Origin of the sequence: Proteus appendicitidis, from assembly GCF_030271835.1 — a bacterium.
Lineage (GTDB): Bacteria > Pseudomonadota > Gammaproteobacteria > Enterobacterales > Enterobacteriaceae > Proteus > Proteus appendicitidis.
This window is the reverse complement of the sequence record NZ_CP127389.1, coordinates 575,258-589,520: the sequence shown is the minus strand read 5'-3', so window position 1 is coordinate 589,520 and position 14,263 is coordinate 575,258. Positions and strand designations below refer to the sequence as shown.

Below are 14,263 nucleotides of genomic sequence, written 5' to 3'. Positions count from 1 at the left end.
TGAGGTTCACACGACTCTTGTGTCCAGCAAACCTACCCCTTCGAGTAGCACTGCTGACTCTAAAATGCGAGTTTTTTGGGAAATAAAAAACTTGCTGCAACGTGGGGTCGCAAGATTATAGAGAAGTCAGAAAAAAAAATCGAGTCATAATTGAAAAACAATTGAATTCTTTTTCAATATTTCAGCGAAAAAAACGAATCTGGCACTTTTTTCTGATTTGACTGATAAATTCTTGCTACCTGAAGAGAAGAATTGTTCCTTTCCAGAGCGCTTGTAAGCTGCCTAATGCATTCTATTTTCATAGAAAAAAACATCAAGCAACTTAACCTGCGTCATCCTACCATAATGAAAGATGACTTTCTTCAAGAATTAAAAATTAAGCGAGATGAGGTTGTACTAAATATTCTTCACTTTGCATCTCTTGTAAACGAGATAAGCAGCGTTGATATTCAAAACGTAAAAAATCACCTTGGTAAATTTCGTTCATTTCTACATTGGCATTAATAACAAGTTTCACCTTACGCTCATAAAACTCATCAACAAGTGCGAGAAACCGACGCGCAGCGTCTTCATTTAATGTCCCCATTTGCTCCATGTCATACAACAAAACAGAATGGTAATGTTTAGAAAGCTCAATGTAATCAAGCTGACTACGTGGTTCCATACACAAAGTTGAAAAATTAATAGCCAGCACTCCATTAGATGCCTTTATTACTTTCATCGGACGATGATTGATAGTTAAAGTACAATCAACTTGCGGTTCGTTGGTTGCCAAGTGCATGAAAATTCTATCCATCTCTTGACGATTTTTATCGTTCAGTGGAGATAAAAAAAGATGCGCTTGCGTTAATGTTCTAAGACGATAATCAATACCTGCATCGACATTTAAAATGTCACAATGGTGTTTGATCTGTTCTATTGCAGGTAAAAAACGAGAGCGCTGTAATCCGTTACGATAAAGCTCGTCAGGTGGAATATTTGATGTTGCCACCAGCGTGATGCCTCTAGCAAATAACGCCTCAAGCAAGGTACCTAAAATCATTGCATCAGTAATATCAGAAACGAAAAACTCATCAAAACAGAGCACATCCGTTTGCGCTTTAAAACCATCAGCAATAATTTCTAGCGGGTCCTCATGGCCTTGTAAGTTTTTTAGCTCTTCTTGAACGCGTAACATAAAACGATGGAAGTGTAAGCGAAGCTTTCGTTCTGTCGGCAAGCTTTGATAAAACATATCCATCAACCATGTTTTACCCCGTCCAACACCGCCCCACATATATAAACCACGCTCAGGTGCAACAATCTGTTTTTTTGTGCGAATTCGCCCGAATAATCGTTGAGTGAGCGAATTTTTTTCTGGTGGAGTCTCTTTTAATAATGCATGGTATATCTGTTGAAGATGAAGAACAGTTTTTCGCTGAACATCATCAGGTTGATAGTCACCTTGCTTCAATGCGGCTTCATAAAGTGATAACGGCGTACTAACAGTCATGAATGCCCTCTTATTCTTAATTTTCTGACATACTGATTTGTATCTGTCGAATGGCTCTATTATAAGCATTAAGAATTGTTTTAACATCAACGTAACACACGAATTTTATATTAAGCTTAAGGATATTATTCCACCCATGCCTTTTAGCGGTTATGATGTTAGAAGGATCCATCTTCCTCACTATTAGATGAAAAGGAGTTGCCATGGTTTGGGTTTATGCACTGATTGGATTAGTTGTTGGTCTTATTATCGGCGCACTTGCAATGCGTTACGGTAACAGCACCCTTCGCCAACAAGATGCTATCAAAGCAGAGTTAGACACGAAAAAAGAAGAACTGGATACTTATCGCAATGAACTTGTCAGCCACTTTGCTAGAAGTGCTGAACTATTAGATAACATGGCGAGAGATTACCGTCAGCTTTATCAACATATGGCAAAAAGCTCTAATGAGCTTATGCCTGATATGCCTGCTCAAGAAAATCCATTTAATTACCGATTAAGTGAATCAGAAGCAGCGAATGATCAATCGCCAATAAAAATGCCACCTCGTGATTACTCCGAAGGAGCATCTGGATTGTTCAGACCCACAGATAAAAAAGACAGTTAATATTAAAAACGCCACATTTTTTGTGGCGTTTTTCTTTCTAATAAACATCATAAAATGACAATTATTTGCTATGGTTTTAAAGATAGCTTTTGTCTTGTAAATCCGTGTAAAAGGAAGCGAAGCGCATCATGTCTTAATGAACTTTCCTTTGTCAGTACAGGTCTTAGTGACATCCGCTCATTTTGAGCAATAACTTTTATTTTGATAACTGTATCAAGAGACTCTAATTCATGTTGACTAAAAAAAGAAAATTATTACTTAGTGCATTAGCAATGAGTGTCGGGCTTTCACTCTCTACTATTCCAGCAACCAGTATGGCTGCGCTACCTGCAGTTATGCCATCAGGCGAACAGCTACCAAGCCTTGCACCTATGTTAGAAAAAGTGTTACCTGCGGTTGTCAGTGTACACGTTTCAGGGACACGAGTACAAAGCCAGCAAGTACCTGAAGAGTTTAAATTCTTCTTTGGTCCAAACTTCCCATCACAACAACAAAGTATTCGCCCTTTTGAAGGCTTAGGCTCTGGTGTCATCATTGATGCACAAAAAGGCTACGTATTAACAAACAACCACGTTGTTGATGGTGCAGATAAAATTCAACTGCAAATTAATGATGGTCGTGAATTTAGTGCAAAATTAATTGGTAGTGATCCACAAACAGATATCGCATTACTGCAAATTGAAAAACCAACTAATTTAACCGCAATTAAAATGGCAGACTCTGACCAATTACGCGTTGGTGACTTTGCAGTTGCAGTCGGTAACCCGTTCGGTTTAGGTCAAACAGCAACCTCCGGTATTATTTCAGCATTAGGTCGTAGCGGTTTAAATCTTGAAGGTTTAGAGAACTTTATCCAGACAGATGCTTCAATCAACCGCGGTAACTCTGGTGGCGCGCTCGTTAACTTAAATGGTGAGTTAATCGGAATTAACACCGCTATTTTAGCTCCGGGTGGTGGCAACATCGGTATCGGCTTCGCCATTCCAAGTAATATGGCGCGTGATCTTAGCCAACAACTGATTTCTCATGGTGAAGTTAAACGTGGCATCTTAGGTATTCGTGGTACAGAAATGAATTCTGATCTGGCGAAATCCTTTAATATTGATGCACAACGCGGTGCTTTTGTTAGCGAAGTAATGCCAGATTCATCCGCAGCAAAAGCAGGCATTAAACCGGGTGACGTTTTAATTTCAGTTGATGGTAAGCGTATCAATAGTTTTGCTGAATTAAGAGCTAAAGTGGGTACGACACCACCGGGTAAAGAAATTCTGATTGGCTTAATCCGTCAAGGTAAACCAATGGATGTTAAAGTGACATTAGAGAAACAATCAGCAGATGCAACACGCGCAGATAACTTCTCTCCTGCACTACAAGGTGCCACATTAAGTAACTACTTAAACAAACAAGTTAAAGCGGTTGCTGTTGATTCTGTAGAGAAAGATTCTGCAGCAGCGGTATCCGGTTTACAGAAGGGCGACCTTATTATTGGTATTAATAATACGCCAATTACATCACTAGGCGATTTACGCAAAGCAATTGATGCTAAACCGCCTGTTCTTGCATTAAATATTCAACGTGGTAATGAAGAAATTTACCTGTTGTTACGTAATACACCGCGCTAAGAAGTAAGCTTTTCACCTATCTAATTTATTGATTTCTTTAGCCCTATAATTTCCATTATAGGGCTTTTTTTATACCTATTTTGGATAAGCATCATTGACTTAAATGGGGATTTTATGCGCTGAGCGATGCTTTCATAAGTTAAACTATGCTATTCTCATCGCTCCTACGCGAATAATTTCACAGTCAGACATAAATACAGGATTTTTATGTTAACTAAGTTACTGCGATCAACTCTAATTGGTCTTCTCACCGCAGCAATTCTTTTGATTGCAGTTCCTTCAATTCGCCCTATTTTTATTGAACGCCTATTGAATGGCGATTTTCTCAATGCACCTTTTAGCTATAACACGGCGGTACGACGAGCAGCCCCTGCCGTTGTTAATGTTTATAGCAGTACAATGGGGAGTTTTTCTCAAGAAGGCCGAGAGCTAACATCTTTAGGTGCGGGTGTTATTATGGATGGTCGTGGTTATATTCTGACAAATCAACATGTTATCAACAATGCTGATCAGATCCTTATCGCGCTCCAAAATGGTGACCTTTATGAAGGTTTGCTTATTGGCTCTGATCCTTTAACCGATCTTGCGGTATTAAAAATTGATGCCGATAAACTCCCAACGATCCCCATTAATAGTAAACGAATTTCTCATGTTGGTGATGTTGTACTGGCTATTGGTAACCCATTTAATATTGGGCAGACTATTACACAAGGGATCATCAGTGCTACGGGTCGAGTTGGATTAAGCCCTACCCGTTATCAAAATTTCCTACAAACAGATGCCTCAATTAATGAAGGCAACTCGGGTGGCGCATTAATTAATACTGAAGGTGAGCTTGTGGGTATTAATACCATGACGTTTGATTCAGGTACTTATAATGGATATCGCCCTACGGCAGAAGGATTAGGCTTTGCCATTCCGACTGAACTTGCGGTAAAAATTATGAATAAGCTTATTCGTGATGGTCGTGTTATTCGTGGTTTTATTGGTATTACAGCAAAAGAATTACCTAAAATTCGTTCATCAAATACCGATATCAAACAAATTCAAGGGTTGCGGATTTTCCGTATCACACCAAATAGCCCAGCAGATAAAGCGGGAATAAAAACGGGTGATATCATTCTTAGCATTAATCATGCACCCGCGACTTCTGCAATGGAAATGATGGATTATATTGCCGAAACACGCCCCGGTACGGTATTACCCGTGACATTATTGCGTGATGGCAATGAAATTAATGTCGATGTTACCATTTCGGAATATCAACCAGAATCTTAATATCCTCCTCGCCCGCATTGGGCGAGGGTTTATGGTGCTTTTTACTAATAAATATATTTCACTATTCTTTATACTATTCGCGCTTACTCTCTTTATTGGCGATGGTGTTATTTTCAACAGCATGCCAAATTTTTTCGGCTTTTCGTCCAATTAAAATCAGAGAAATTGCCAAAATAAAGAAGAAAATTGCACTGTGTAAGCTATCCCAGAAATATTCAAAGAATCGGGTATAAAGGTTAATGCCAAGGAAGGTCAAACCAAATCCTCTTAACATACCATCATCTGTTTTAAGGCTAATATAAATACAAATAACAGCGACAACACCAAATAATAGCGCCCAAGGCAACAAATTCACACTTGAAGTGCGATACCACGTATCTGGATCGTAATTACCGAAAATAGACATTATCCATAGCGCAATAAACAGATAAGTCAGCCCCATTATTTTTGTCATGGTAAATAAACGACGGCGTGCCAATATATTTTGTAGGAAATAACAGCCTGCTAATAATACTGCGCCAAAGAAGACAAAGCGGATAGGATAGTTCATCCCTAACCAATAAGCGCCCCATCCTGACATATAGCCAGTTTCAGCACCAAACCAATTTCCTAACATCAATAAGAAGAATAACCACACCAACGAGGAGCGACTGATAAATCCAATTGCACCATAAATAACACAGCCAATTAAAAAGAGAGGAGCAATATGGCCACTTCCTGTATCCAGTAATTCTCCCAGTTGCCAAAGGAAAATAGCCGTAAACATCACACCTAAAAAGAGAATAAACTCCGTACTGTAATGCCACTGTGTTTCTTTTCGTTGTCGTTTAAATCCCCAAAAATAGAGCGCTGAAGCAATAAGTGCAGGAGAGATAACTCGCATAATTTCAGAAACACTAAAAATCTCAATTAAATAATAGACTAATGCACTGTCACTAAAAATACTTCCAGCAGCAATAATCAAACAGACCATCGCTATCCAAAATGCATAGCGACTTAATCTTTTCCAATCAAAAGGAATACGATGTAACGTACTTCCTAATTGTTGATATTCTTGTGTCGAGATTGCGCCAGATTGTTGCCATTCATCCAATGCTTGGCGAACGAGGCGCTCTTGTTTCCTTGTTACCTGCATATCGTCTTTTCCTTTTACAATTATATGCTTATCATCGATATATCTTACATTTTAAACAACAGAAACGCGCAATAATAAAGGCTTTAGTGAATTTATTATAATGCAGAGAATAAAATTTAACCAAATGTACTTCATTACCATAAAAAGCCAGCTTACCGCTGGCTTTTTATTTATTTTTTATTTATTTTTTATTTATCTAAATGGTTGATCTAATGGTACTTCAGGATCAGGTTCATGTGTAATTCGGTTACGTAGATCACGACGAATAATCTCAATAGACCAGAACCAAATTAAATGACCAAATATTTCAGAAACATTTTCATACCAAGGAAGATCGAACAACGGTGGTGTTAATCCCATTAATGGGAATGAAATCATATGTACAAATAATTGCGCTAAGGCTCCCGCCAATAACCCTTGCCATAATTTAATTTTTGGGAAACGTTCAGCAACAATACAATACCCTACGGCGAAAACGATCGAAAATAGAATATGAGTCACGCCTACCCAGTTAAAAACATGACCAGCAAAGCTATAAACAACCGCATTAGGATCAGCAATACCTAGCCAATCACGTAAGAAAATATAAGGAGGATTTAAAAAATTACGCGAACAATCAACCAATTCCGTTGCTCTTAGCATAAATTCAGGGCCACAAGCACCACTAAACATATCCGTTGGGCTTCTTGGAGGTAAAGGAACTTCAGCCCCCCATTTAACAAATGAAGAAACAATACCTGCGATTAAACCAATAAATGCTGCCAGACCATAACGTCTCCGTGACTTAGGAGTTTGCTCGAAGAGGTTCATTTTTGTCCTTGCCTATTTAAAAAGTGTAAATGAGAATCAATAATAAAATAGGTTCAGATGAGATGCACGATTTTCTGATAAGTCGATCACATAAAAAGCAAGTAAATTTGTAAATTTTATTTAGCTATTAGTGATTTATATTATGAAAAAAACCATAGCACAACAATGCACTATGGTTTTAAATAGCTGAAAATGGTTTTAAATAGCTAAAAAAGGATAACTAAAATAAATTAGTCATTAGAACGCAAACGTTCTATTTTTGCGCCTAATCCTTGTAATTTAGCTTCAATATTTTCATAACCGCGATCGATATGGTAAATACGATCAACAATGGTTGTGCCTTCAGCAATACAGCCTGCAAGTACTAAACTTGCAGAAGCACGTAAATCCGTTGCCATCACTTGTGCGCCTGACAGTTTTTCAACACCGTGGCATAACACAGTATTACTTTCGATTTCAGCGTGAGCGCCCATACGGATTAACTCAGGAATGTGCATAAAACGATTTTCAAAAATCGTTTCTGTGATCATACCCGCGCCTTCAGCCACTAGGTTTAAAAGGCTAAATTGTGCTTGCATATCAGTTGGAAAACCTGGATGTGGCGCAGTACGCAATGTTACCGCTTTAGGGCGTTTACCATGCATATCAAGGCTTATCCAATCTTCGCCTACTTCAATATCTGCACCAGCTTCACGTAATTTTGCCAACACAGCATCTAATGTATCAGGCTTTGCATTACGGCAAACAACACGACCACGAGAAATTGCAGCAGCAACTAAGAAAGTCCCTGTTTCAATACGATCGGGTAGAATTTGATAAGTACCACCACCAAGGCGCTCTACGCCTTCAATAGTAATGCTATCAGTACCCGCACCGCTGATTTTGGCACCTAATGTATTGAGGAAGTTTGCTGTATCTTCAATTTCAGGCTCTCTTGCCGCATTCTCGATGATGGTTTTGCCTTCAGCTAATACCGCAGCAGTCATAATGGTGATAGTGGCACCCACGCTCACTTTATCCATGACAATATGCGCGCCTTTTAAACGCCCATCAACGCGCGCTTTTACATAGCCTTCATCCAGTGTGATCTCAGCGCCTAATTGCTCTAAACCTGTAATATGAAGATCAACAGGACGAGCGCCAATGGCACAGCCACCCGGTAAAGAAACCTGACCTTGACCAAAACGAGCGACCAGCGGACCCAAAGCCCAAATAGAAGCACGCATGGTTTTTACTAATTCGTAAGGAGCGCAAAATTCATTAATATTACGAGCATCAACGAAAACTGAGCCATTACGTTCAACATTGGTTCCTAAACGATTAAGCAACTTAATCGTTGTATCGATATCTTTTAATTTAGGAACATTTGTTAATTCTACTGGCTCTTCGGCAAGGATCGCAGCGAACAGGATTGGTAGTGCGGCATTTTTTGCGCCTGAAATAGAGACCTCACCTGATAAACAGGTTGGCCCTTGTACTCTAAATTTATCCATCTGTAGAACTCTCTTTTTATTTTGCTGTACGCTGTATACCTACTGAATCAAAGCCCGTTAAGTTTTCGATCTCTCTTCCACTCTTCAGGTGTGTAGGCTTTAATAGACAAAGCGTGAATACGGTTATCTGCAATATATTCCATCAAAGGGGCATAAATGGTTTGTTGTTGCTTTACTCTGCTCATTCCCTCAAACATTGCGCCAACAACAACAACTTGAAAATGACTACCATCACCATTGACGATGACTTCATCTAAAGACAGGCTGTCCATTAATACTTGTTTGATTTCATTTGTATCCATAATTGCTCAATCTCAACGTTAAAATAATAATCAGTCGTCTATCCTAATGGAATCCGCTCTACTCTTAAACCATCAAAAACCCCCTTAATGATAAAAGTATCATGAAGGGGGCTTTTTCATACCTTTACTCAAAATCTGTATTAGGCAATATTCATAATTTCATCAAGATCATAGAGTGTAATTAAGGTTTGAAAACGCTCACTGACACCTTGAATAATAAATTGACGATTTTGCTCTTCCATTTCTGCTTTTAAGTGAACAAAAAGTGCCAATCCTGTTGAATCGATATGTCCTAAGGCAGAAATATCAATGATATTAATGTCAGCTAATAATGCCTTACGTTGCTGCCAAGCAGGCAATAACGTTTCACGATCTAGCGTTCCTTGGAAATAAAGGACACCATCCTTTTTTTCCCAATTTAACGAAACTGACATGTTATTTTTTCTCATCCAGTGTGATTGGTGTTTTTGCACTGATTTCTAACTGTTTTGTTAAACCATCAACACCTTTAGAATTTAAAATATCTGACCACTCATTCTGTTTAGTTGTGATCATGCTGACACCTTCAGCAATCATATCATAAGCTTGCCATTCGCCTGTTTTACTGTTTTTACGCCATTGGAAATCAAGACGAACTGGCGGACGACCATTTGTATCGATAATGGTGACACGAATAGTTAGCGTTGATTTATCTGCGAAAGGTTTTGCAGGCTCTATACGGTACTCTTGGCCTTCATACATTGCTAATGCTTGACCATAAACTTGGGCAAGATATGCTTCAAATGCAGTGAAATAAGCATCACGTTGCGCAGGTGTTGCATTACGATAATGTGGCCCTAACACTAATGCACCTGCATATTTAATATGCACATAAGGCAGTAATTCTTGCTGAACAATTTGACGTAAAAGTTCAGGATTTTTACGAATTTCAGGCTGTTCATTTTTTAATTTACTAAAGGTCTTTTGTGCCGCATCTTCCATCAATGCGTAAGGATTGGTTTTATCTACTGCCATGGCAAAAGGCGTTATCACTAATAGTGCGACCATCAATAAGCGTTTAAACATATGTTCGCTTCTCCTCAAATAGGGTTTCAATAATACGATGCATTTATTACGCTAAATCTAGCTAAATATATAAGTGCATCGTATAGGAATTAATGATTAAGGTAATGCAGAGTGTTCTTCTGTTGGTTTAGTTTCAGATTTAGCTGAATCATCACCATCACCCGTTTTATAAAGGAATTGACCAATAAGATCTTCTAGCACCATTGCTGAATTGGTATTTGTGATCCGTCCTCCGTCTTTTAACAGAGTAGAATCTAATGCTTCATCATAAAAACCTAAATTCAATGCAAGGAACTGCTCACCTAATAAACCAGATGTGCGAATAGACAGCGAGCTACTTTCTGGAATATGGTCATAAATGCTCAGAATATCGAGCGCGACTTCAGGGCGATAGTTCCCTTCATCTTCTTCTTTTAAGGTGATAGAAGAAACACGACCAATCACCACACCACCAATCTTAACTGGAGAGCGCTCTTTTAACCCACCAATATTACCAAAGCTGGCATAAACACGATAAGTTGGTTGATTACCCATTTCTTTAATATCAGCGACTTTAAGGCATAAGAAAATCACGGCAGCTAACGCAATCAGAACAAATAGACCAACCCAAACTTCAATTTTTTTACTTTGCATGACTTAGTTCCCAAACATCAGTGCTGTTAGCACAAAATCTAAACCCAATACGGCTAACGATGAATGAACAACAGTACGTGTTGTTGCTCTGCTAATCCCTTCTGATGTTGGGATTGCGTCATACCCGTTAAAGAGCGCTATCCAAGTGACGGTAATGGCAAAAACGACACTTTTAATAAAGCAATTCACTAAATCGAGTCGCCATTCAACGGCACCTTGCATAGATGCCCAGAAAAAGCCTTCATCGATCCCTTTCCAATCCACCCCCACAATTGCACCACCCCAAATACCGATGGCGACAAAAATAAGTGAAAGCAATGGCATACTAATAAGACCAGCCCAAAAGCGGGGTGCAACGACACGTCTTAAAGGATCGACTGCCATCATTTCTAAACTAGAAATTTGTTCTGTGGCTTTCATTAAGCCAATTTCAGCTGTTAAGGCGGAGCCTGCGCGACCGGCAAATAATAATGCTGTAACAACTGGGCCTAATTCTCTCAACAATGAGAGCGCGACCATCATGCCAAGACTAGCTTCAGCACTAAAGGTGGTTAAAACAAGATAGCCTTGTAATCCCAACACCATGCCAATAAATAGACCAGACACCATGATAATTAATAAAGATTGAACACCCACGTTATACAATTGCTTCAGTAAAAGAGGCCACTGTTTACGAAATTCGGGCTTACCGATTAATGCACGAAAGAGCATAATGCCCGCTCTACCGAAAGTTGCAAAAATCGCTAATGCTCTAGTGCCAATGCGAGATAATAAATTTACCACGTACTAATTTCCTCGTCCTAATAGGTCGTCCTGATAATCTCCCGCAGGAAAACGGAAAGGTACAGGGCCATCAGCAATACCATCTAAAAACTGTCTTACTTGCCTATCTGGATTATCTTGTAATTCTTGAGCGCTGCCTTGAGCAATCACTTTCTGCTCCGCAACAATATAGGCGTAATCTGCGATACTTAACACTTCAGGTACATCATGGGAAACCACAACACAAGTTACACCAAGCGCATGATTTAACTCATCAATTAACTTAACAAGTACACCCATTGTGATAGGATCTTGCCCAACAAAAGGCTCATCAAACATAATCAGCTCAGGATCAAGCGCAATCGCTCTTGCTAATGCCGCCCTTCTCGCCATTCCTCCTGATAATTCAGAAGGCATTAAACTTGCCGCACCACGTAATCCCACGGCTTCAAGTTTCATTATCACCGTTGTACGGATCAAGGCTTCAGGTAAATTTGTATGCTCTCTTAGTGGAAATGCCACATTTTCAAACACATTCATATCTGTGAATAGTGCGCCAGATTGAAAAAGCATACTCATTTTCTTTCTTGCCTGATACAACGCAGAGCGTGATAGCGCAGGAATATTGTCGCCATCAAACCAAATTTCACCACTATCTGGAAGGATTTGTCCTCCCATTAGGCGTAACAAGGTTGTTTTACCAATCCCTGAAGGGCCCATAATCGCAGTCACTTTTCCTCTTGGCACAACAAGATTGATCTCAGAGAAGATCTTTCTGCTACCGCGAGTGAAGTTCATATTGCGCACTTCAATTAGATTGTCAGATTGTGCGTTCATGAATAAAACATCCTCAAGCCTGTCTGCATAAACGAATTTTTACGCTATTTTGGCAGGTCATTCGCCATGTTACAAAGAAATCACCACTATTTAGCAATTTATTGCACGGTTAATTTTACTTTTCGTGCTTGGCTAGTCAAAATATGGTTAATTAGTAAAACCTTTTGACAATATGTTTTTTTATCAGCCCTGTCTTATTGGTTTTTTCTTTATTCGCTATTCGCTCATTGTTGGAAAACTGATGGCATGTTGATTACTTTGTCTCTTTTAATTTTTGGATTGATGTTACTCGTTTATGCATCAGACCGATTAGTTTATGGTGCGAGCGTTTTTGCGCAATCGTTAAAAATCCCACCTGCTGTCATCGGTATCTTAATTGTAGGTACGGGTACATCACTGCCTGAGCTTTTTGTTTCAACTGATGCCGCAGTTCATAATTTGCCTGATATCGCTATCGGGACAGCCATTGGCTCTACACTCACCAACCTTCTCCTTATCGCGGGTATTGGCGCGATGATTTACCCCATGAACATTCAATCCGCAGTGCTAAAAAAAGAGCTTCCCTTGATGATTATAGTCATCATGCTTGTTGGCATTATCGTTTCTAGCGGAAACTTAGGGCTTAGAGAAGGCTCGCTGCTCTTTTTTATTGGTTTTGCATCCATATTTCTCATGATAAAAACGATGCATAAAACACTCACACAAGAGCGTCATGTGTTACCTTTAGAAACCTTAACGCGTTTTGAATTACAGACCAATCCTCGTAATTCTGTTGCCCTTTTTTGGGTTGTTGTTGCGTTACTTGTTATTCCAGTTGCAACCCAGATGATATTAGATAATGTCTTTATTTTAATGCAACAGTATCATCTTAGTGGATTTTTTGTTGGTTTAACCTTGCTATCTATTGGAACAAGCCTACCGGAGTTAGCAACAACCATTGTGGCAGCACTAAGACGCGAGAATGAATTAGCCTTAGGAAATATTATAGGTGCTAATATTTTCAATCTAACTTTTGTCTTAGGAATGCCAGCATTACTCTCACCAAGCACATTTAATATCAATACATTTTATTTTAGCTTTGCTGTACTTGGTGTCGCCAGTTTACTGTTTTCTCTCTTTTCATTAGGACGTAAGCAACGTCTTAATCGAGGAAAAGGAATATTCTTGTTAGTTTGCTTTATTGTTTATATTACGGTGTTGTGCTTCGCACATTCTCTTTTAACCTAAAATAAATGGTACAAAAAAATGACCGAGTTTGATTTTCAGCAAGCGGGTAAAAAAGTTCTTCATATTGAGCGTGATGGATTAGCTGAACTAGAACAATACATCAATGATGACTTCACTCTTGCCTGTGAAAAAATTTTTCACTGCCAAGGTCGAATCATTGTCATGGGTATGGGTAAATCTGGCCATATTGGACATAAGATTGCCGCGACATTCGCCAGCACAGGAACGCCTTCTTTCTTTGTTCATCCCGGTGAAGCAAGCCATGGTGACTTAGGTATGGTGACCGAAAAAGATATCGTTCTAGCGATTTCAAACTCAGGTGAAGCGAGTGAGATCCTCGCGCTTATTCCGGTGCTTAAACGTAAACAGATAACGCTGATTTGTATGACACGCACTCCTCAAAGTACAATGGGGAAAGCGTCTGATATTCATCTTTGCATCAAAGTACCTCAAGAAGCCTGTCCTTTAGGGCTTGCCCCAACAACCAGTACAACGGCAACCTTGGTCATGGGGGATGCACTAGCGATCGCGCTTTTACGCGCTCGTGGTTTTACCGCTGAAGATTTTGCACTTTCTCATCCTGGTGGTGCATTAGGGCGTAAATTACTCCTTCATGTCAGTGATTTAATGAATAAAGAGGCAGATATTCCGCGTGTCACCAAAGATGCCACTTTACGTGAAGCGCTTGTCGAGATAACCCGTAAAAAATTAGGTATGACCGTCATTTGTGATGATAGTATGCTGATCAACGGTATATTTACTGACGGTGATTTACGCAGAATATTTGATTTAGGGATAGATCTAAACAATGCCAAAATCTCAGATGTAATGACAAGAGGCGGTATTCGTATTCGCCCTGATTGTTTGGCGGTTGAAGCTCTGAATTTAATGCAAGCAAAACATATCACCTCGCTATTAGTGACAGAACAAGATAGTGATATCCTGTTAGGTGTTTTGCATATGCACGATTTATTACAGGCTGGTGTTGTATAAGATAGT

The 14,263-nt window shown here is 39.3% G+C and carries 15 protein-coding genes; 5 read left to right on the top strand and 10 right to left on the bottom strand.

Translation table 11 applies throughout. The features are described 5' to 3' along the window. Nucleotides 1-376: 376 nt before the first annotated feature. Nucleotides 377-1,492, bottom strand: coding sequence for a cell division protein ZapE (gene zapE, locus QQS39_RS02870; RefSeq protein WP_285805347.1), 1,116 nt, complete (start codon nucleotides 1,490-1,492; stop codon nucleotides 377-379). 203 nt (nucleotides 1,493-1,695) lie between these two features. Between zapE and zapG the strand changes: the two genes are divergently transcribed. The 3 genes from zapG (at nucleotide 1,696) to degS (ending at nucleotide 5,000) form a co-directional block, all read left to right on the top strand. Beyond that, complete coding sequence (gene zapG / locus QQS39_RS02865; protein WP_023582864.1) at nucleotides 1,696-2,100, top strand: Z-ring associated protein ZapG; 405 nt, start codon at nucleotides 1,696-1,698, stop codon at nucleotides 2,098-2,100. 230 nt (nucleotides 2,101-2,330) lie between these two features. Beyond that, the gene (gene degQ, locus QQS39_RS02860; protein WP_151434195.1) at nucleotides 2,331-3,722 is read left to right on the top strand and encodes a serine endoprotease DegQ; all 1,392 of its coding nucleotides are present in this window, start codon (nucleotides 2,331-2,333) and stop codon (nucleotides 3,720-3,722) included. Nucleotides 3,723-3,929: 207 nt separating this feature from the next. Next, the gene (gene degS, locus QQS39_RS02855; protein ID WP_151434194.1) at nucleotides 3,930-5,000 is read left to right on the top strand and encodes an outer membrane-stress sensor serine endopeptidase DegS; all 1,071 of its coding nucleotides are present in this window, start codon (nucleotides 3,930-3,932) and stop codon (nucleotides 4,998-5,000) included. 73 nt (nucleotides 5,001-5,073) lie between these two features. On the opposite strand, the gene QQS39_RS02850 is transcribed toward degS, so the two are convergent. The 9 genes from QQS39_RS02850 to mlaF form a co-directional block, all read right to left on the bottom strand. Further along, nucleotides 5,074-6,135: a DUF2157 domain-containing protein gene (locus tag QQS39_RS02850; RefSeq protein WP_151434193.1), complete on the bottom strand. Its 1,062-nt coding sequence runs from the start codon at nucleotides 6,133-6,135 to the stop codon at nucleotides 5,074-5,076. A 192-nt stretch (nucleotides 6,136-6,327) separates the two neighbouring features. Then, nucleotides 6,328-6,945: a YagU family protein gene (locus QQS39_RS02845; protein ID WP_151434192.1), complete on the bottom strand. Its 618-nt coding sequence runs from the start codon at nucleotides 6,943-6,945 to the stop codon at nucleotides 6,328-6,330. A 230-nt stretch (nucleotides 6,946-7,175) separates the two neighbouring features. Continuing rightward, nucleotides 7,176-8,438 carry a UDP-N-acetylglucosamine 1-carboxyvinyltransferase gene (gene murA / locus QQS39_RS02840; protein WP_151434191.1) on the bottom strand — a complete coding sequence of 421 codons (1,263 nt, stop codon included), beginning with the start codon at nucleotides 8,436-8,438 and terminating at the stop codon, nucleotides 7,176-7,178. Nucleotides 8,439-8,485: 47 nt separating this feature from the next. After that, the gene (gene ibaG, locus QQS39_RS02835) at nucleotides 8,486-8,740 is read right to left on the bottom strand and encodes a BolA family iron metabolism protein IbaG (RefSeq protein ID WP_006535338.1); all 255 of its coding nucleotides are present in this window, start codon (nucleotides 8,738-8,740) and stop codon (nucleotides 8,486-8,488) included. Nucleotides 8,741-8,880: 140 nt separating this feature from the next. Then, nucleotides 8,881-9,174, bottom strand: coding sequence for a lipid asymmetry maintenance protein MlaB (mlaB, locus tag QQS39_RS02830; RefSeq protein WP_285805346.1), 294 nt, complete (start codon nucleotides 9,172-9,174; stop codon nucleotides 8,881-8,883). Nucleotide 9,175: 1 nt separating this feature from the next. Beyond that, complete coding sequence (gene mlaC, locus QQS39_RS02825) at nucleotides 9,176-9,805, bottom strand: phospholipid-binding protein MlaC (RefSeq protein ID WP_109371945.1); 630 nt, start codon at nucleotides 9,803-9,805, stop codon at nucleotides 9,176-9,178. A 96-nt stretch (nucleotides 9,806-9,901) separates the two neighbouring features. Then, nucleotides 9,902-10,438, bottom strand: a complete 537-nt coding sequence (gene mlaD / locus QQS39_RS02820; protein WP_196569988.1) for an outer membrane lipid asymmetry maintenance protein MlaD — start codon at nucleotides 10,436-10,438, stop codon at nucleotides 9,902-9,904. A 3-nt stretch (nucleotides 10,439-10,441) separates the two neighbouring features. After that, nucleotides 10,442-11,221, bottom strand: coding sequence for a lipid asymmetry maintenance ABC transporter permease subunit MlaE (mlaE, locus tag QQS39_RS02815; RefSeq protein ID WP_196569986.1), 780 nt, complete (start codon nucleotides 11,219-11,221; stop codon nucleotides 10,442-10,444). 3 nt (nucleotides 11,222-11,224) lie between these two features. Next, the gene (gene mlaF, locus QQS39_RS02810) at nucleotides 11,225-12,037 is read right to left on the bottom strand and encodes a phospholipid ABC transporter ATP-binding protein MlaF (RefSeq protein ID WP_285805345.1); all 813 of its coding nucleotides are present in this window, start codon (nucleotides 12,035-12,037) and stop codon (nucleotides 11,225-11,227) included. Between the two features lie 246 nt (nucleotides 12,038-12,283). Between mlaF and QQS39_RS02805 the strand changes: the two genes are divergently transcribed. Together QQS39_RS02805 and kdsD are read left to right on the top strand one after the other, a co-directional pair. After that, the gene (locus tag QQS39_RS02805; RefSeq protein ID WP_285805344.1) at nucleotides 12,284-13,264 is read left to right on the top strand and encodes a calcium/sodium antiporter; all 981 of its coding nucleotides are present in this window, start codon (nucleotides 12,284-12,286) and stop codon (nucleotides 13,262-13,264) included. An 18-nt stretch (nucleotides 13,265-13,282) separates the two neighbouring features. Continuing rightward, nucleotides 13,283-14,257 carry an arabinose-5-phosphate isomerase KdsD gene (gene kdsD / locus QQS39_RS02800; RefSeq protein ID WP_285805343.1) on the top strand — a complete coding sequence of 325 codons (975 nt, stop codon included), beginning with the start codon at nucleotides 13,283-13,285 and terminating at the stop codon, nucleotides 14,255-14,257. Nucleotides 14,258-14,263: the final 6 nt, after the last annotated feature.

What these genes read in the sequence shown, in the direction of transcription:
- zapE (WP_285805347.1), bottom strand. Translation starts at nt 1,492, where the DNA reads ATGACTGTTAGTACGCCGTTATCACTTTATGAAGCCGCATTGAAGCAA.
- zapG (WP_023582864.1), top strand. Translation starts at nt 1,696, where the DNA reads ATGGTTTGGGTTTATGCACTGATTGGATTAGTTGTTGGTCTTATTATC.
- degQ (WP_151434195.1), top strand. Translation starts at nt 2,331, where the DNA reads ATGTTGACTAAAAAAAGAAAATTATTACTTAGTGCATTAGCAATGAGT.
- degS (WP_151434194.1), top strand. Translation starts at nt 3,930, where the DNA reads ATGTTAACTAAGTTACTGCGATCAACTCTAATTGGTCTTCTCACCGCA.
- QQS39_RS02850 (WP_151434193.1), bottom strand. Translation starts at nt 6,135, where the DNA reads ATGCAGGTAACAAGGAAACAAGAGCGCCTCGTTCGCCAAGCATTGGAT.
- QQS39_RS02845 (WP_151434192.1), bottom strand. Translation starts at nt 6,945, where the DNA reads ATGAACCTCTTCGAGCAAACTCCTAAGTCACGGAGACGTTATGGTCTG.
- murA (WP_151434191.1), bottom strand. Translation starts at nt 8,438, where the DNA reads ATGGATAAATTTAGAGTACAAGGGCCAACCTGTTTATCAGGTGAGGTC.
- ibaG (WP_006535338.1), bottom strand. Translation starts at nt 8,740, where the DNA reads ATGGATACAAATGAAATCAAACAAGTATTAATGGACAGCCTGTCTTTA.
- mlaB (WP_285805346.1), bottom strand. Translation starts at nt 9,174, where the DNA reads ATGTCAGTTTCGTTAAATTGGGAAAAAAAGGATGGTGTCCTTTATTTC.
- mlaC (WP_109371945.1), bottom strand. Translation starts at nt 9,805, where the DNA reads ATGTTTAAACGCTTATTGATGGTCGCACTATTAGTGATAACGCCTTTT.
- mlaD (WP_196569988.1), bottom strand. Translation starts at nt 10,438, where the DNA reads ATGCAAAGTAAAAAAATTGAAGTTTGGGTTGGTCTATTTGTTCTGATT.
- mlaF (WP_285805345.1), bottom strand. Translation starts at nt 12,037, where the DNA reads ATGAACGCACAATCTGACAATCTAATTGAAGTGCGCAATATGAACTTC.
- QQS39_RS02805 (WP_285805344.1), top strand. Translation starts at nt 12,284, where the DNA reads ATGTTGATTACTTTGTCTCTTTTAATTTTTGGATTGATGTTACTCGTT.
- kdsD (WP_285805343.1), top strand. Translation starts at nt 13,283, where the DNA reads ATGACCGAGTTTGATTTTCAGCAAGCGGGTAAAAAAGTTCTTCATATT.